At 59.4% G+C, this 16,160-nt stretch carries 14 protein-coding genes and 1 pseudogene; 6 read left to right on the forward strand and 9 right to left on the reverse strand.

The features are described from left to right. Positions 1 to 26 precede the first annotated feature (26 nt). From ACFOJ9_RS38335 to ACFOJ9_RS38365, 7 genes are all read right to left on the reverse strand, one after another. Positions 27 to 446, reverse strand: a complete 420-nt coding sequence (locus ACFOJ9_RS38335) for a hypothetical protein (RefSeq protein ID WP_378987438.1) — start codon at positions 444 to 446, stop codon at positions 27 to 29. A gap of 301 nt (positions 447 to 747) precedes the next feature. Then, positions 748 to 1,188 carry a hypothetical protein gene (locus ACFOJ9_RS38340; RefSeq protein WP_378987441.1) on the reverse strand — a complete coding sequence of 147 codons (441 nt, stop codon included), beginning with the start codon at positions 1,186 to 1,188 and terminating at the stop codon, positions 748 to 750. A gap of 227 nt (positions 1,189 to 1,415) precedes the next feature. Then, positions 1,416 to 1,925 (reverse strand): RES family NAD+ phosphorylase, encoded by a 510-nt coding sequence (locus ACFOJ9_RS38345; protein WP_378987444.1) that lies wholly within the window; start codon positions 1,923 to 1,925, stop codon positions 1,416 to 1,418. Then, entirely contained in the window at positions 1,922 to 2,407 is a 486-nt protein-coding gene (gene parS / locus ACFOJ9_RS38350) for a type II RES/Xre toxin-antitoxin system antitoxin (protein WP_378987447.1), read from the reverse strand. The genes ACFOJ9_RS38345 and parS overlap by 4 nt, the downstream gene beginning before the upstream one ends. 551 nt (positions 2,408 to 2,958) lie before the next feature. Further along, complete coding sequence (locus tag ACFOJ9_RS38355) at positions 2,959 to 3,357, reverse strand: hypothetical protein (RefSeq protein WP_143748680.1); 399 nt, start codon at positions 3,355 to 3,357, stop codon at positions 2,959 to 2,961. A gap of 217 nt (positions 3,358 to 3,574) precedes the next feature. Further along, entirely contained in the window at positions 3,575 to 4,807 is a 1,233-nt protein-coding gene (locus ACFOJ9_RS38360; protein WP_378987450.1) for an IS701 family transposase, read from the reverse strand. A gap of 826 nt (positions 4,808 to 5,633) precedes the next feature. After that, the gene (locus tag ACFOJ9_RS38365; protein ID WP_143748679.1) at positions 5,634 to 5,957 is read right to left on the reverse strand and encodes a hypothetical protein; all 324 of its coding nucleotides are present in this window, start codon (positions 5,955 to 5,957) and stop codon (positions 5,634 to 5,636) included. A gap of 719 nt (positions 5,958 to 6,676) precedes the next feature. Here ACFOJ9_RS38365 and ACFOJ9_RS38370 point away from each other — a divergent pair. The 5 genes from ACFOJ9_RS38370 (at position 6,677) to ACFOJ9_RS38390 (ending at position 10,692) form a co-directional block, all read left to right on the forward strand. Next, positions 6,677 to 7,459 carry a helix-turn-helix transcriptional regulator gene (locus tag ACFOJ9_RS38370; RefSeq protein WP_206073678.1) on the forward strand — a complete coding sequence of 261 codons (783 nt, stop codon included), beginning with the start codon at positions 6,677 to 6,679 and terminating at the stop codon, positions 7,457 to 7,459. 4 nt (positions 7,460 to 7,463) lie between these two features. After that, entirely contained in the window at positions 7,464 to 7,718 is a 255-nt protein-coding gene (locus ACFOJ9_RS38375) for a HipA N-terminal domain-containing protein (protein WP_378987453.1), read from the forward strand. Next, complete coding sequence (locus ACFOJ9_RS38380; RefSeq protein WP_378987456.1) at positions 7,687 to 8,805, forward strand: HipA domain-containing protein; 1,119 nt, start codon at positions 7,687 to 7,689, stop codon at positions 8,803 to 8,805. The genes ACFOJ9_RS38375 and ACFOJ9_RS38380 overlap by 32 nt, the downstream gene beginning before the upstream one ends. 431 nt (positions 8,806 to 9,236) lie before the next feature. After that, positions 9,237 to 9,563 carry a toll/interleukin-1 receptor domain-containing protein gene (locus ACFOJ9_RS38385; RefSeq protein ID WP_449288657.1) on the forward strand — a complete coding sequence of 109 codons (327 nt, stop codon included), beginning with the start codon at positions 9,237 to 9,239 and terminating at the stop codon, positions 9,561 to 9,563. A 49-nt stretch (positions 9,564 to 9,612) separates the two neighbouring features. Further along, positions 9,613 to 10,692, forward strand: a complete 1,080-nt coding sequence (locus ACFOJ9_RS38390) for an IS630 family transposase (protein WP_378987459.1) — start codon at positions 9,613 to 9,615, stop codon at positions 10,690 to 10,692. A 928-nt stretch (positions 10,693 to 11,620) separates the two neighbouring features. On the opposite strand, the gene ACFOJ9_RS38400 is transcribed toward ACFOJ9_RS38390, so the two are convergent. Then, positions 11,621 to 13,078, reverse strand: coding sequence for an NAD-dependent succinate-semialdehyde dehydrogenase (locus ACFOJ9_RS38400; RefSeq protein WP_378922012.1), 1,458 nt, complete (start codon positions 13,076 to 13,078; stop codon positions 11,621 to 11,623). 384 nt (positions 13,079 to 13,462) lie between these two features. Here ACFOJ9_RS38400 and ACFOJ9_RS38405 point away from each other — a divergent pair, with 384 nt between their 5' ends. Further along, positions 13,463 to 14,494, forward strand: a complete 1,032-nt coding sequence (locus ACFOJ9_RS38405; protein WP_378987462.1) for an IS110 family transposase — start codon at positions 13,463 to 13,465, stop codon at positions 14,492 to 14,494. A gap of 352 nt (positions 14,495 to 14,846) precedes the next feature. Here the strand turns inward: ACFOJ9_RS38405 and ACFOJ9_RS38410 are convergent. Further along, positions 14,847 to 16,125 (reverse strand): annotated as a pseudogene (locus ACFOJ9_RS38410) (IS701 family transposase). Positions 16,126 to 16,160 lie beyond the last annotated feature (35 nt).

The raw sequence follows: 16,160 nt of genomic DNA on the forward strand, positions 1-16,160 counted from the left end.
AGCAAGACGGTCGGCGCCTCACGCTGTCATTCCTGTGAAGGGGAGGCGCTCAATCGGCGGTAGGAGACGCCGCCGAAGTTTGCCGTCACAAAGTCCGTGACGGACATCTTGCGCTTGCCTCCGTCGCTGCAGGCGTAAACCGGCCAACCGGCATCGCTGCATTCGCTGGCAGCGCAGATGAGCGCCAGGCAGTTCCCGATAGTCAGCCGGAAGCCGCCCTTGCCGGCGAAGCCTTGCAACAGGCTGCCGTCCGCCGAGCGCCATGTCCGCGCACGGAATTCCGCCCGCAAAAGCAGTGGTTCGAGAGGGACCGCAAGGTTGGTTTCGCCGGCACGCCCTGCGAGCTGCAGACGGAAGCGCGCCATTGCGGTCGTGTATGCGGTCACAAGATCCGCTTGGCGAAAATAGGCGGTCGCCAGGCTTGAGCGGTCAAGCAGATGAGACATCCAGTCGCCTGCCTCTACCGGCCTCACCAAGGCAACAAAGGCAAGAAAGGCGAAGCAAGCTCGTGACATTTTCCAGCAGCCATATCGATCTCGGCGTGCCGGTTTGCCCCCCGGTTGCCCTCCTATAACATCCCGCCAATCGGCGCCTGGTGCAAGCCGCTTGCGTAGGCAGTTCAAAAGGCCGCCGAGCAACGGCGCCTGGAGCCGAAGACGGTGACCCGCGTCGACGAACCTGTGCGGGCGATGGCGAGGTGGAGGCGGCGTTTGCTGCCAGGGTGAGACCTTCACCAGCCAGGGATCCTTAGCCGATGCGAGCCGGCGGCAGCTCATACAGTGTGGCGCCGTTCTCCTGGCCGCGATCGACATAGCCGATGACGCCAAACCATCTGGCGACGTCAGGTCCCTGGAGCCAGCTGCGCGAGTGGATGGGGAGGTTGCCGGCAAGCGCCTGGATGTGCCTGATATGCCGCTTGCAGAAGCGGACGGTCGCCGCACGGAAGAAATCCTCCTGCGCGGCAAACAGCGTATCGGCGGCGTCGCTGTTCTCATGCCAGGCGATGATCGCCACGGCCTTGTCGCCCTCGACAAGCGCGTGAGCACGGCCCTCCTTCAAATTCATCATCAGATTGTCGTAGGCGATCTTGCTGTCCTTGCCGGCGGCCACGTATTCGTCCGACATCCGCTTGGACAGACCGCGAAAGACATCCTCCAGATCCCCAAGCGTTGCTGCGCGTGCTCTCATTTCTCCTCCTGGCGCCCCGGCAGGCAGTTTGCCCTAAGGATGGGCGATCACCAAGAAAATCAAATCCGCTGGCGGGCCGATCAGCGCAAACTTGTTTCGGCCGATGATGCGTGCGGTGACGTTGGCCAGCTTTGATGGCTACCCTGCTGGCCGCTCCAAGCCGCAGATATTTTGGCTGCGACGCCCGGGTGAGCCGGCGATTTGAGTATAGCGCCCACGCGGCCAGATTAGCGGCCGGCCGGGGGATGCAGCCTTGTGTCAAGAGCAAAAGTTTCCTGGAGCCTCAGCGCATAGGTACCTGCCGCTACGCTCGCCACGAAGATCAAGTTCCAGCTGTATGAAGAGACCGCGCTCGGCATCGCCACCACGCGATGCTTCATCAGAAGGTCATTCCCGAATGCCTGCTGACCCGCGCTTGGTATGCCGGGGCGCAGCCAGTTCGGATTGGGCACGCTTGCAGGATCGACGACATGTATAGCCGATGCATCGCTGATGACAGCGGCCGTTAGCGTGTGGGGAACTGCGTCGAGGGCGCGAAAACCCTTATGCACGGCGACTTCGAGGATAGCCGTGGCGGGATCGATCGAGCAGTACACAGCTCTTACGCCCTTGCTGTTCCAGCGGCCGCCGACCCGATAGGCACCTTCGCCACTATTCCATGTCGCGGCATGGACGGCCTGGTCGAGCCGCCACGCAATGAGTTCCGTTCCTCCGAGCGCTATTGGCAGAGGCGTCATGCATAGACGCCGTATTCAAGCCGCTCGAGATAGTCTTCGACCAGCTCCACGCCGGCGGGAGTGCCCAGCAGATCGATCGGACGGCGCTGGTCGAGACCGATCGCCGGGCGCTCCAACCATTGTTCAGCTTCCGCCTGCGTGCCGAGGACATCCGTCGCCTTCGCCAGGATCTCTGCGAATTTCCAAGTCCGTCCGCTCTGCTCCTGGCTAAGGGGCTTGGATGGAGCGTCTTTGCGACGCTGCCAGGTTCGCAGGCTCATACCAACCGCCTTTTCGAGCGACGCCGTCTTGTCAATGAAGACCAGTTGTCCGACGAGATGGTTTAGCGCCGAGGCCGGCAGACCGCTTAGAAGCAGTTCATGCGCATCAAGTGCACTGGTCAATCGACGCGACAATATACGGGACCCGCCGAGCAGTGCCTCCACCCGTTGGAGACCGCCGCTTCTCGTTTCCGTAACGACCTTATCCGCCGTAGTCGCCATGTGCGCCTCCTGTGTCAACTGTCGCGTCAAATATGACAGTTGACACTCAGGATTTCAAGTGGGCAGCGCGGGTGCTGCTTGGACCTAGCCAAGGAGATTTGACCGAGTGCGCGGGCGTCGGTAGCCAGACGATCAGAATTGAGGCCGGAAAGGTGGTCGCATTGACGTAGAGGACAGGGTTTCAGCAGCGCGCGAGGCGGCCCACCATCCAATAGTTAACCCATTGATATTGTTGAAAAATGGTGCCCAGAGGCGGAATCCAAGCCAAGAAAATCTAGCTTTGTTTTCAAACGCTTGGAACTCGCACAGCGACAGCACCAACCAACAAAAATACCAACAAAATATTTCTGTGGATTGGTTCGGTTCCCGAATATTGCCTCACTCAACGCAACCGCACATACACTTCAACTCGGAAACCGATCGCCGTGCTACTAGATTTTGGCCTAGACTAGATCACCACCCGATGGGGTGTGGGGATCGATCCGAAGGTCCTCCGGTACGGCCATTCTCCCGATGGGAAATTCCTTTGCTGTCCAGTCGATCGTATTCAGTTATGACCTCTGTGCCCCTTGACATGGCAGAGCGGGATTCAATCCGATTTCTTGCGATAGAAAGATCAATAACTTTCCATCATGAGCAAATTCCAGTGCAAAAACCAGAGCAGGAACGAGGCTGATGCAGAACCAGCGTCGGCCGCGATGCGTTATTTCTGCCGCAACATCATCCCAGAACCTCAGCGTTGGCAAAATCACGATGTGGAGAACCAACCATATCGAATAGGTAGCGTCCGGGCTCCAGAATTCGCCATCGGTCATTTTCCCGTGTGCAAGTTCATGGCGTATCGGGGGTCCGCCGCGAAAGTTGAACAAGAGATCTATCTCGTCAATCAGAGCGGCAGGCATGATCTGCAAAAGCGGTTCCCGGAACTCGCCTAGCAGGCGGCTGAGCATTGCCTCTTCCCGGGTGCCATCCTGATTGATGCGATTGGTTTCGACACCCGACGAACTGAGCTCGACTTTGTACGTTAGGTGGCGAAGCACAGGGCTTGGGCCATTCGCAGGATGCGCTCTTGCGGGATATTTTGTCGCTCCCGGTTTGGCGGGGAGTGTTGATTAATATCGCCGATCCAGATTGCGAGGCGGACGGCGCCGATGGCGTCGCTGAACGTCAGGCTGGTTTTTCGGTACCACGCTGCGGTGTATGGGGTGGTAGTGCCGGTGAGCAGATCGCAGGCCCATAGCGATATGAAGCTGTAGAGCCCGAGCAATGCCGGGGTGGTTCGTGCAATGGCCTTGTCGGACTATTGCCGCTGGGTCTCAACGCCAAGATGGGCACGGGTCTCAGCGAACGTGACCTCGATCTGCCAGCGCCGGACGAACAGGGCGATGATTTCGGCGGGCTCGAGGGGATGTCCGTGCTGAAGAAGGCTTGAGGGGCGCGTTTGCCATCGGGATCCGGGACCAGCACCCAGCGGATCGGCATTACCGGGGTACCGGGCCTGTACCACAAGGCGGTATCAGACGTGATCTCGAGCGTCTTGCCTTCGACATGGCCATACCAGGCGGACACGATGATCCTGGCCCAGGTCGTGGCGGGGTTGGACAGGAGTGTCTTGAGCTTTGGTAGCGCTGGACCTTTTTGCGCTGGCCGACCGACGGTGCGCGTGGTCCGCTTTGACGGCGGCGCAAACAGGCTGGCATCCAGTCGCAGCCGGCTGATGAGCGTTGCCCTGGCAGTGATGGCATGGGCCAGTTCATGGACGGCAAAGCTGCTGTCGCCCACGAAGATGATGCGGCGCCCCGGCAGCCAGCGACAGAGTTGCAGTGCGCCCTGCCGCGCCCAGTCGGTCAGCAGCTTGTGGCGCCGCCCGCGTTGATGGTCGGATCGCTCGGACGGAGCAAGCAGGGTCAAGACCGGCAAGGCCTTTACCAGGCTTGTCCATGGCACCGGGGTTAGCACCATGAAGCTCAACCAGCGCAGGCCACTGGCTTTGACGAAATGGCCATGGCTGGAGCGCACTGGATCCCGGTAGATGCCCCGTGCGCTGATCCGGCGTCCCCATCGTCGTTCGATGGTGTCGTCCATGCCAATGACGATGAAGCCATCTGGCACGAGCCGTTCGACCATAAGGCCCAGCAATCGCCTGGCAATGCTGCGGGGGCTCCAGCAGGCTCGGTTGAGGATCTGGTGGTAGCTTGCAAAGTTGGCGGCCTCGACCCGGCCGGTCATGCGTAGGCAGGAACTGACGGTCCGCTTGCCCGGCGCCAGCAAAGCTCCCATGATCAGAACAAGGACATGTTCCCAACTGGGCGCTGTGAAGCAGGTGCGCAACGCTTGAAGCCACTGGCGCAGGATCTGGGGAACGGCATCGCCGACAGCGGCGCTGGGATGGTGCAGCATCCCATGCTTCGAATCCCGGCCAGCACATGTTGCAAGGCAATGACCGTGCGGCGAAGTGAATCAGGCCTGCCCGGGCCCGCGGCAGCTATGACTGCACAATGGAAAAGGACGACGTGGCCCTGGCATCGAAGCGTTCGACGAGGCCAATGGTGGCGGCGTTGGCTGCTACCAGGACAAAGGTGCCTACCACCTGTACCTGCTGGCAACCGAGGCGCCGATCGCCCGTCTCAAGCCGACCGGCAGAGGCGATGAGGTCAGCATCGCCTACTGGTCACACCGCCGAAAATGGGAAGACATCGACGATATGGGCGGCTGTGTCCTGCCCCTCGATCAGGCGCTCAGCCACATCGCAACCAACAGCCTTTTCTGGAGCTGGACCTGACCAGAACGTACAAAGCCGAGCTGAGGATGTGGGTTAGATTAGGCGCAGGGCGAGGAACTTTACTTTATCGCGACGGCTAGAGCGTCCGACCCGGATGGGTTTGCGGCGTTGGCCGCAACATACGCGGCATCGGCTTCGCCGAAAGTGGTTCAATGACCAGACTAAAGTGAGCAACAGATATTCGAATTAGCCGCAATCGCAAATCGGCAAAGGAATTCTGGCCTTCTAGGTCCGGTTGGTGTCGTCGGATTTCCATTGTTCCATCATCATCGTCATCCACGGCCCGAATTCTTGCCAGTTCTCGCGATCCCACGCTGTCAACGTGTGCATTATTGCGGAGCGACCTTCGCCGGCAGAACAGTGGCCGTCTCGCACCCTTGTTAGGACTGCGGAGATAAAATGGCCCAAGGTGTAATAGTCAGCATCCGAAATTCGCATTGCGGGCTACCGTCTGGCCAACAAGAACAGGACGGTAAAAATCAAGCCGCCAATCAACCCCAGCACGCCAAAGAGGAACGCTGCCAGCGCTGTCACCAAAAGGCCTATGCCTATCCCCCCAATGCGGATTGATGCAAGGCCGGCGGCGACCAAAACCGCCACGACATAGCCAAACCAATGGCCGAAACCAACGCCGCTGTACAGCCAGACTGCTACTGCAACGACCGCAACAATACCGGCAAGGCCAACTCCCATGAGAAGCCGCTCGATCAATCGATCCGTGGCAGCCGCGTCTAACCGTTCCCAAGGTGACTGCTGGTTTGCGCTCATGTCGCCCTCCCATATGCCCATCGATCATCCAAGCACAAACGGCCCCAATCCTCAATTGCACGACTGGATGGGCTTGGTGGGGATGGTACCTCGCACCCAGCGCCGTCGCGACTTTTCAACGATCACGTAGCCGATAGCCGGGAGAAACGTCTTAGGAACAATCGTGCCTCGACATATTGGCTAAACATGTTGCTGGGATCGTGCCAAATCGCCCACGCATCATCCGACACCCTTTCCCAAACCCGCGCGGATTAAATACCGCCCACGGCGACAATCGGAAGTGATTGTGCTGCCTGAACGGTTGATTAGTAGATTGGTTAGTTGGTCACTAAGCGAAAATCGCCAAACCCCATGGTTCCCGGCCTTTTTTAGGGATTGACTGGCGGGGGAAGCGTCTTTCGATTTCTCGCCATGCCGTTGAAAAAATTGAGCTTTCTACTTGTTATGCACCATGTATTGGTAGCCTGCCAGACAAATCGATCCCACATTTTAGGAATATCGCCGACGTGCTCCAGTCCGACATCGGACGGTCGGCCCGCAGGCATGGACAATCGGCCCTCGACTACTTATGCACCCGAACGGTATCAGACGGCGTTAGAATGTTCTCACTAAAAGCGCCTGAACCCGTTCGGGATCAATATGAGCTATGATACCGTTCGGGAGCGAATCTTCTTGAAAGTCTGAAGAAGCAAGGCTATGTTCCCGCTCGGGAGCAAAGCATGGCCAAAAGAATGCAATTTACGGGCGCTGGCAGCGCGACAGACATCGCAAAGCTGCTTGCGCAGGCGGGTCCTGCCCAGAATCTGACGAAGCTTCTCACGGATCTCAAATCGTCTGACGATACCTTTAGAAACGCCACTCGGGCCCTGTCGCGCCACAATGCCACGATCAAGAACTCTTTGCAGGCGGGAGAGATCGCTAAGGCGCTTTCCCAGATTCCCTCTTCTCAAGACCTGGCGAAACACATCGCACACATCAATGCTTCCAGTGAAGCGCTCGAAGCGGCCAGCAAGGACTTGTTGCATCGTAATGAGACGATCAGGAAATCAGTCAATGCGACGGGGACCGTCGAGGCACTTTCCCGCGTCAACGCTCTGGGGGACCTGACCAAACAACTGACCGGCGCAATACCGCAGGTCAACCTGAAGCTTCCTGGTGTTTCACAACTCATCACGGTTGCCCTGCCCAGAACGCTTCCCGACGCTTATCTGCTGCGCGGCAGCGAGACTAACGACGAGGACGAGGACGCCGGCGCGGCCTCACCGCGCCATAGCGGGACGGATACCTTAGGACTGGAGATCGTCTCTGCCTCAGATATTGGGCGGCTAGTCCGGCGCGCCCGCGAGGCCCGACATCTCTCGCAGCAAAGTTTCGCTGACCTTGCTGGAGTGGGGCGCAGGTTTTTATCCGAACTGGAAAACGGCAAACCCACACTTGAATTGGGTAAGGTCCTGAAGGTCGCGCAAGCAGCCGGCATATCGCTGCTTGCTCAGGTGCGCTGATACAATGGAGGTGCTTGCCCTTGATGTGCGGTTGGACGGTTTCGTCGATCCGATCGGCGCCCTCGTGCGTGACGAAAACGGCTCAGTCGCCTTCGTCTACAAGGCAGACTACCTTCGAAGATCAGATGCGACCGCCTTATCGCTATCCCTTCCGCTTGCCGAAGAACCTTACCGTGACGTTATAGCGCGAGCATTCTTCGACAACCTTCTGCAGGAGCGCAACCGACGTGCTGGCACGAGAAGGCCTGACCCGCGATGACATAGCTGGCCTGCTATATCACCTTGGAAAAGACTGTGCCGGAGCACTTTCCGTTCTTCCGTCAGGATCGCCGCCGACAAAAGTCCCGGGCGACTACGAAAGCGACTATGTACCCATTCCGCAGGATCGCATGATCGCGATCGTCGAAGCACTCCATCAGCGCAAACGCCTGCCGGACGGAACTGAAGATCCGTCCCCTTTGGCAGGCGTGCAAAGCAAGATAGCCCTGACTGTTCTGCCGGACGGTAGGTTTGCCGAGCCGAAGCGGGGATCGGGGGGCCCGACGACACACATCCTGAAAGTGCCCGATCGCGATCATCAGCAGGATGCCCGGTATGAGGCCGAGGCGATGAGGCTTTCCGGGGCGCTGGGGTTCGACACGGCCGAAGTCTCTGTAGTGCCGATTGGCGGGATCGAGACCCTACTCGTGACCCGCTTCGACCGAGGCAGAGACCGACAGAACAGGATCGTGCGTCTTCATCAGGAGGATTTCGCGCAGGCCCTCGGTTTGCCGGTCTCGATGAAGTACGAAAGGCGTGGCAAGGCAGGCCGGCGCTTCGACGTTTCGGGCATCCGCAGGATACTTGAGGCGACGGTCGATCCCGCCCAGGCGAAGGAAACCTTCATCAGGGCCACGATATTTGATCTCCTGATAGGCAATAACGATGGACATGCAAAAAACTTCGCCCTGCTCTATGAACCTGGAGGCAGAATCCACTTTGCGCCGCGTTACGATATCTTGCCGACCAGGCTCGACGACACTCTGACCGACGAGCTCGCTTACAGGATCGGTGAGGCGGAAACGCTCGATGAAGTTACCCCAGAACAGCTTAATGCGTTTCTCCTGGCGCTGGGAATAGAAAGTGCTGCGGCACGCAAACGCATGCACCAGCGTTATCCGTCCGAGATTGCATTAGGCCTCGCGGACTGTCTCGGTGCTCTTGAAAAGCGTCAGGTGAAGAGTTTGGCGGACTTGATCGCTACCAACATGCGCATGCTTCTCGGTGCGATGCGGTTGGAAATACCCCAAGCGGCCAGGGACCGAGACGCGTTCATTGGCCTAGCTGGCGGATGGCTGATGAGTTGAATCTATCGATGGAGACATGCCTCCATGTCTGGCGGAACGCGAGGATTGTACCAACAACGACGGGTTACGTTTTCCGGGACTGGTATCAGATTATTCGACACGTATGCAGAAACTATGTCGGCGGAGAGTGATACCAAGTCGGCGTTGTCGTGCTGCTCGTCGGATGCAGTCATCGTGCTTTCATTTTCCATTAACGTCCCGTTTGTGCCGTTTGTGGGGCTATATTGCCGAGAGGGTTTTTGCAAGAACCGCGGTTTGGATGAACCCATTTGGCCCGCTTCGCGCCTATAATCGGCCGTTACCAAGTCTTTCTCTGACTTTCGAAAGCTGCCATTCATCGCAAACGGATCGAAGGCCTAAAAGGGCGGCAAGCGGCTCCTTGGCCGAGATGGTCGCGAGCCGGTTCGCCCGTGGCGTACACGCTTGCCGAGGTGCGGGCACTCACGCCGGTCCGCGACAGCGTCGAAAAGCGAGCGCCCCGGCCTGACCTTCGGGACGTCTTTCTCTGCCATGCGTGGGACGACCGGAGAGGGGCCGCCACGGAACTGCACGATCTGCTCGAGTTGCGCGGTGTCTCGGTCTGGTTCAGCGAGAAGGACGTCGCCCTCGGCACGCGGTTGCTCCGCGAAATCGACAAGGGCGACGAAGTCGCGAGTCGGGATCGTGCTGGTGACCCCTGCGCTGCTGCGCCGCCTCCAAGGAGAGGGCATCGCCGACAAAGAATTATCGGCACTCCTAGTGGTTTCCTCCTGACATAAGAGTCCTGTTTGGGATTCCCTTTGGTGGGCGTGCATGCGAGTCTGGCGCATGCGTACAGGAATTTCGTTGACCGTTTCGCCGATCGATCGCCAGCGCCTGACGGCGCTGCTCAGGGATCGTAATGCGCCGCAGAAGCATGTCTGGCGCGCCGAGATCGTTCTGTTGAGTGACGACGGCGTGGGCACCGTCGAGATCATGCGGCAAACCGGCAAGTCCAAGACCTGCGTGTGGCGCTGGCAGGAGCGCTTCGCCGCCGAAGGCTTCGAAGGGCTGCTGCGCGACAAGACGCGGCCCTCGCGCATTGCGCCACTCGGACCCGAGGTGGCCGAGCGCGTGGTAGCGCTGACGCTTGCAGACCCGCCGGGCGAGACGACGCACTGGACCGCCGACATGATGGCGACGGCGGCCGGCATCAGCGCCAGCGCGGTGCGCCGCATCTGGAAGACGCACGGGCTGCAGCCAAATCGCTGGCGGCAGTTCAAGCTCTCCAACGATCCGAAATTCGTCGACAAGCTGCGCGACGTCGTCGGCCTCTATGTTGATCCGCCGGCCCACGCCATCGTGCTGTCGGTCGATGAGAAGAGCCAGATCCAGGCGCTCGACCGCACGCAGCCTGGTCTGCCCATGAAGAAGGGACGGCTCGGCACCATGACGCACGACTACAAACGGCATGGCACGACCACGCTGTTTGCCGCCCTCAACGTGCTGGACGGCACCGTCATCGGCAAGAACATGCAGCGCCACCGCCACCAGGAGTTCATCCGCTTCCTCAACGCCATCGAGGCGCAAGTGCCGGCCGGCAAGGCCGTCCACGTCATCCTCGACAACTACGCCGTTCACAAGCATCCCAAGGTGCGTGCCTGGCTCGACCGCCATCAACGCTTTACCTTCCACTTCACCCCGACCTCGTGCTCGTGGCTCAACGCCGTCGAGGGCTTCTTTGCCAAACTGTCGAAGCGGCGCCTCAAGCGAGGCGTCTTCCACTCGGTCGTCGACCTCCAGGCGGCAATCAACCGCTTTCTCGCTGAGCACAACCAGAAACCAAAGCCCTTCACTTGGGCCGCCGACCCAGACAAAATCATCGCTGCCGTTAAACGCGGGCACCAAGCGTTGGATTCCATCCACTAGCGCGTGACCTGCTCGTCCCCATTGTGCACGACACGACGTACGAAGCTCTCCGCGAAGTCAGCCCCCTGCTCGGTTCGCGAAGCGGGCTGAGTACTGCAGAAAATCTGATGGCAGACGTCGCGGCCAAGCTCGCCGAGCTGGTCGCCCTGTAGCTCTATTACCGGGGTGGCCGGCCCCACGTCGCACAAGCGGTCCGGGCGCCGGCGTGGTGTCAGCCGCCGGGCCGCCGCGCCAGTGTACTTCTACACCCATTGCTACGACCGCTGCTACCATTTCGACCCCGTTAACACGGGTTTGCATCGGGCGATCCGTTGCGCGTCTTGCCGGTGAAGCGCACGTTTGAGCGACTACTTCATCGATCCGAGCTCTTGGCGCGGATCTCCGCTATGGGTTCGTTCTGCGGCCCCTCTGTCGATGCCGAGAACGTGAAGAAAAATGAGGTTCGTTACAAGGGCGAAATGACGAAAAGGACTACTTGTACCACTGGTTCTTAATATAGTTGGTAGCATCGTCCGACAGATTGTGCATGCCGCTTCGTTGTTCATGGCGTCGACGACATATACGTATTGCGAGTATGCATAGCGGACCAGACGTGCGCCGCCGGATGGCTGGCCGTATAGGACGGGTTCACATACAGAAAGACTTGTGGATTTTGGCCCAGTTCCCAAGCTCTTTGAGCTTGGATGTTACCCCGTCGTAGTTCTGGCCGGGCTGATACAAATCGTACGAAATATGTTGGTTGTTTGCCAATCTGGCTTCCTGTTTCAGAGCCGGCCTTGCCTACCGCTAAGCTTTCTTATCACCAGTATGTGGTTATCACGTAACAGGTGAGTCTGCTTTTTCCGTTCAGCTCTACAAAGCCCCCGTCCCCTCGCGGCCGAAGACGAGCCCGGCTCCGACCCCTGTTTCGGCCGGCGCGTGCCCTGCTTCAAATTCCGCCCATACAGAGATATTTCATTTCGAGGTAGTCCTCGAGCCCATGGCGGGACCCCTCCCGCCCGATGCCGGATTGCTTCATTCCTCCGAAAGGAGCTGCTTCCGAGGACATTCGTCCTGTATTGATGCCCACCATGCCATATTCCAAAGCTTCGGCCACGCGCCACACGCGTTTCAGGTTGGAGGCATAAAAGTAGGCTGCGAGCCCGTAGATTGTGTCATTGGCCTCGCGGACAACCTGATCCGCATCTTGGAAGCGAATGATAGGTGCTAGGGGTCCGAAGGTCTCCTCCTGCGCCACTGTCATCGCGCGAGAAACCTCGGTGAGGACAGTCGGTTGAAAAAGTGTGCCTTCCATACCGACGCGATCGCCCCCGCATCGAACGATTCCGCCTTTCGCAACGGCATCGGCGATATGGGATTCGATCTTTGCCAGAGCGCGTTTGTCGATGAGCGGCCCAATGGACACCCCCGGATCGAAGCCGTCACCGACTGAAAGCTGGCAAACCTTTTCGGCGAGCTTTTCGACGAACTCATCGTGGACGCCGGATTGGACGTAAAGGCGATTTGCAGAAACGCAAGTCTGGCCGGCATTGCGGAATTTCGCCTGGATCGCACCGTCAACGGCAGCATCGATATCTGCATCGTCAAAGACGATGAAAGGCGCATTTCCGCCGAGCTCAAGGCTGACTTTCTTGATCTGGTCCGAGCATTGACGCATGAGGAGCCGGCCGACCTCGGTCGAGCCCGTGAAGCTGATCTTGCGGACCTTGGCGTTGGAGCAGAGTTCGCGGCCGATAGCGTCGCCTTCGGAAGCGTAGATAAGGTTGACCACGCCTTCGGGAAAACCGGCCAGCTGCGCCAGGGCGAACATAGCGCCTGCCACGAGTGGCGTCTGTTCAGCAGGTTTCAGCACGATTGTGCAGCCGGCGGCGAGAGCCGGCGAAATCTTGCGCGCAACCATGGAGGCGGGAAAATTCCATGGCGTGATCGTACCAACGACGCCGATCGGCTGCTTGATCACCAGCATGCGGCGGTCTGTTGATGGTGCAGAGATCGTTTCCCCGTAGATGCGATTGGCCTCTTCAGCGTACCATTGCAGATACGCAGCCGCATGGGTTACCTCCGACTTCGCTTCGGCGAGTGGCTTGCCCATCTCTGCGGTGAGAATGGCAGCGAGGTCGTCGGCGTGATCCACGATTAGTTGGTGCCAGCGCCAGAGTATATCGCTGCGCTCCCGGGCCGTCAGGGCTGCCCACCCAGGCTGTGCGCAATGGGCCTTGTCAATGGCGGCGCGCGTTTCTTCGACACCCATGTCGGGGAGTTCGGCCAGCAATTCGCCGGTCGATGGACTAGTGACCTCGAACGTCCGCGCGCTAACCGGCGTGCCCAATGCCGGCATACGGTCGATGCCAGCGAACAGCTCGCGAGACTTGAGGTAGCGGATCATCGGCTGAAAAATGGGCAAAAGGGGCTCTCCTCAACGCGATGGATATGTCTGCTGGCGGCGTGGATACGTATCTTCGCCTTCGCCCGTCGCATAGGACCTCGTACGGATGGCAGTTAGACCTCCTCGACGGAAGGAAGTATCGGAAGTTGGCTCTCAGAGCATCTCTCCGAGCATCTTGATCGAACATCGATGTCGAGCACCCTAATCGTTGGCGCCCACCCCTCCTTCAGCAATCCGCGGCGTAGAAACCGCCCAGGCGCGAACCTAGATGCCGTAATGGGCCGGCCTTCGCGAGCATAGCCAGGTTGGGTGGCTGTCCCTCAGAATGATGGTGTTGAAACGGAGTCCGAGCGATCGGCTCCAAACATCATGAGAGGAACAGCCATGGAACATTATGCGGGAATCGATGTCTCTCTGGAAGAGAGCAGCGTGTGCATTGTTGACGCGACCGGAACGATCATGCGCGAGGTCAAGATCGCCAGCGAGCCGGAGGCGCTGGTCCGCTATTTCGACGAACTGGAATTGTCTGTTAGTCGCATTGGGCTCGAGGCCGGGCCATTGTCGCAATGGCTGCATGCCGGGCTTGTGGCCGCCGGACGCGATGCGGTTTTGCTCGAGACGCGGCACGTGAAGGCGGCGCTCTCGGCTATGACGGTGAAGACCGACCGGAAAGATGCACGCGGGATCGCCCAACTGCTGAGGATGGGATGGTACCGTCCGGTTCATGCCAAATCGGTGACTTGCAAGGATAGCCGAGCCCTTCTTGTTGGACGCAAGCTTCTGCAAGGCAAGCTTCTCGACGTCGAACTTAGCATCCGCGGGATCTTGCGCGGCTATGGGCTGAAGGTCGGAGAGGTCAGTCGTGGAAAGTTTGAGACGCGCATCCGGGAGCTGACAGCAGGCCACGTCACTTTGGAGACGGTGATTGGTGCGATGCTGGCGGCGCGGATGGCGTTGTGGTGCGAGTTCAGCAAGCTCCATCGCGAGATGCTGAAGATCGCGCGCGCTGATAAGGTCTGCCGGAGATTGATGAGCACACCTGGCGTTGGGGCCTTGGTCGCCCTGACCTATCGCTCGGCGGTGGACGACCCGATGCGGTTTGGAAAATCCAGTACGGTCGGAGCCTACTTCGGGCTTACGCCCAAAAAATATCAATCCGGTGAGACCGATCGGGACGGTGGTGTCAGCAAGGTCGGCGACGCCATGGTGCGAACTGCGCTCTTTGAAGCTGCGCACGTCATGCTGACGCGGGCGATCCGCTTCTCGAGCCTGAAGCACTGGGCGCTCGACGTGGCGAAACGTCGGGGCATGAAGCGCGCCAAGGTGGCCCTTGCCCGCAAGTTGGGCGTCGTGCTCCATCGCATGTGGGTGGATGCGACCGACTTCCGCTGGAGCAAGGCCGCAGCGATGGCATAGGAGATAGAGCGTTCGGAGCGAGCCGAAACGGCACCGCTCTCCTGAGGTCCCGTCGCCGGGACGAGGGCTTGGCAAGGTCGTGTGTAGTGCTGTGAATGCTTCGGCAAACCACGCTTCCTAGATTGACCTGTCAGCTCTGGATCTGATGGCATAGTGTGGCGGCCTTCGCGCTGACCACGGACAGAAGCATGATCCTGGCGACGAGATATCGTTCAGAGGGGACTTGACGAACGAAGGCCCATTACAGAAGCACTACTTTGGCAGTTTAGGTTAGAGGGCGTGTGCGAGCAGCTTCTGACAGTGAGGACATCTGCGGCGTGGCGACCGCGTGAAGAGGTCGAGAATGGCTTGTCTAACAGCTGGCATGCTCGGTTGTGGCGGTGGTCCGCCGACTCGTTTTTTTCCGTCCCGCTGCTTTGAGGCGGCGGGCTTGGAGAAAGGCGTAGGCGATCATGGTCATCAAGGCGTGTCGATGTAATCCAGTCCATGATCGGCCTTCAAAGTGGTCGAGGCCGAGTTCCTCCTTCAATTGCTGATGTGCCTGCTCACAGACCCACCTGGCCTTGATCGTGGCGGCGAGCATCTTGAGGCTCGCATCGGCCGGTAAGTTCGACACATAGTATTTTTGCTCGCCAGTCGACCGGCGTTCGCCGACGAGCCAGACCTCGTCGCCTGGCATGCATTGCATACGATTGTCGAGCATCCGGTGCTTATGACCATCCGCAACGCGGACACGGCGAGCCGCAAACAAACATGTCAGCCGACCTTTAGTGCCGCGCCGCCAGCTTATCTTGTGCCATCTCTCACCAGACAGCATCACCTCGGCAGAGACCGGCGGCTGGTCCGGGATGTGATATTGGCGGCGCCTGCCGGTGGTCGCGACCGGGAAGATCAGATCAACATCGGCCGGATAGACGTTTTGGCGTCGCGATAGTCCTACCGCCCACAGCAGACCGCGCTCACTCAAAGCCTGACGAAAAGAGCTGCTCGACCCGTAGCCCGCGTCGGCAAGCACGCAGCCGAAACGCACGCCGGAGGCGATGACACGATCGATCTCTTCGATGGCGATCTCCGGCTTTGTCAGAGCGACCTGTCGATCCTTCGGGACGCGCGCCCGCATCATCCGCTCGGGATCATTCGTCCAGGTGTCGGGCAAGAAGAGCCGAAGGCCCACCATCACCGGCACTTCGCGTGAGGCCAGGGTCACCGACACCAGCGACTGGCAGTTGGACGTCTTGCCAAGCGACGAAGCGTATTGAGGCGCGACACCAACCGAATGTTGTCCCTTCTTCGGTAACGCTGTGTCGTCAATGACGAGAAAACCCGCCTCATCGCCGACCAGGCGATCTGCCTCCTTCAGCAGGGCGGCCTCGAGCGGAGCGCTGTCCCAAACCCCTGCCGCGACAAAATGATGAAGCTGATCGTAGCCGACATCGCCCGCTCGAGCGGCCATCGGTTGTACGCTCTTACGGTCGCCCGGCCCGATCAGACCAGCAATGTACAGCGGACACATCCGGCGCCGAGCTGGATGCGAAAGACCTGCCAAAAACGGTTGAAGCCAGTGCTCGAGATCGGCTTGCCAGTCCACATCCATTGATCGGCCCTCCACAAGCCGACCTCCCATGAATCACGCAAACTCTCTCTTGGGAATTCCAAAAACGCGCCC

Origin of the sequence: Mesorhizobium cantuariense (assembly GCF_042647205.1) — a bacterium.
Classification (GTDB): Bacteria; Pseudomonadota; Alphaproteobacteria; order Rhizobiales; family Rhizobiaceae; genus Mesorhizobium; species Mesorhizobium cantuariense.

Excerpts from the sequence above, each read along its gene's own strand:
- ACFOJ9_RS38365 (WP_143748679.1), bottom strand. The coding sequence starts at position 5,957 with ATGAGCGCAAACCAGCAGTCACCTTGGGAACGGTTAGACGCGGCTGCC.
- ACFOJ9_RS38360 (WP_378987450.1), bottom strand. The coding sequence starts at position 4,807 with ATGCTGCACCATCCCAGCGCCGCTGTCGGCGATGCCGTTCCCCAGATC.
- ACFOJ9_RS38340 (WP_378987441.1), bottom strand. The coding sequence starts at position 1,188 with ATGAGAGCACGCGCAGCAACGCTTGGGGATCTGGAGGATGTCTTTCGC.
- ACFOJ9_RS38335 (WP_378987438.1), bottom strand. The coding sequence starts at position 446 with ATGTCTCATCTGCTTGACCGCTCAAGCCTGGCGACCGCCTATTTTCGC.
- ACFOJ9_RS38345 (WP_378987444.1), bottom strand. The coding sequence starts at position 1,925 with ATGACGCCTCTGCCAATAGCGCTCGGAGGAACGGAACTCATTGCGTGG.
- ACFOJ9_RS38390 (WP_378987459.1), top strand. The coding sequence starts at position 9,613 with ATGCGTACAGGAATTTCGTTGACCGTTTCGCCGATCGATCGCCAGCGC.
- ACFOJ9_RS38400 (WP_378922012.1), bottom strand. The coding sequence starts at position 13,078 with ATGATCCGCTACCTCAAGTCTCGCGAGCTGTTCGCTGGCATCGACCGT.
- parS (WP_378987447.1), bottom strand. The coding sequence starts at position 2,407 with ATGGCGACTACGGCGGATAAGGTCGTTACGGAAACGAGAAGCGGCGGT.
- ACFOJ9_RS38370 (WP_206073678.1), top strand. The coding sequence starts at position 6,677 with ATGGCCAAAAGAATGCAATTTACGGGCGCTGGCAGCGCGACAGACATC.
- ACFOJ9_RS38405 (WP_378987462.1), top strand. The coding sequence starts at position 13,463 with ATGGAACATTATGCGGGAATCGATGTCTCTCTGGAAGAGAGCAGCGTG.
- ACFOJ9_RS38355 (WP_143748680.1), bottom strand. The coding sequence starts at position 3,357 with ATGCTCAGCCGCCTGCTAGGCGAGTTCCGGGAACCGCTTTTGCAGATC.
- ACFOJ9_RS38375 (WP_378987453.1), top strand. The coding sequence starts at position 7,464 with ATGGAGGTGCTTGCCCTTGATGTGCGGTTGGACGGTTTCGTCGATCCG.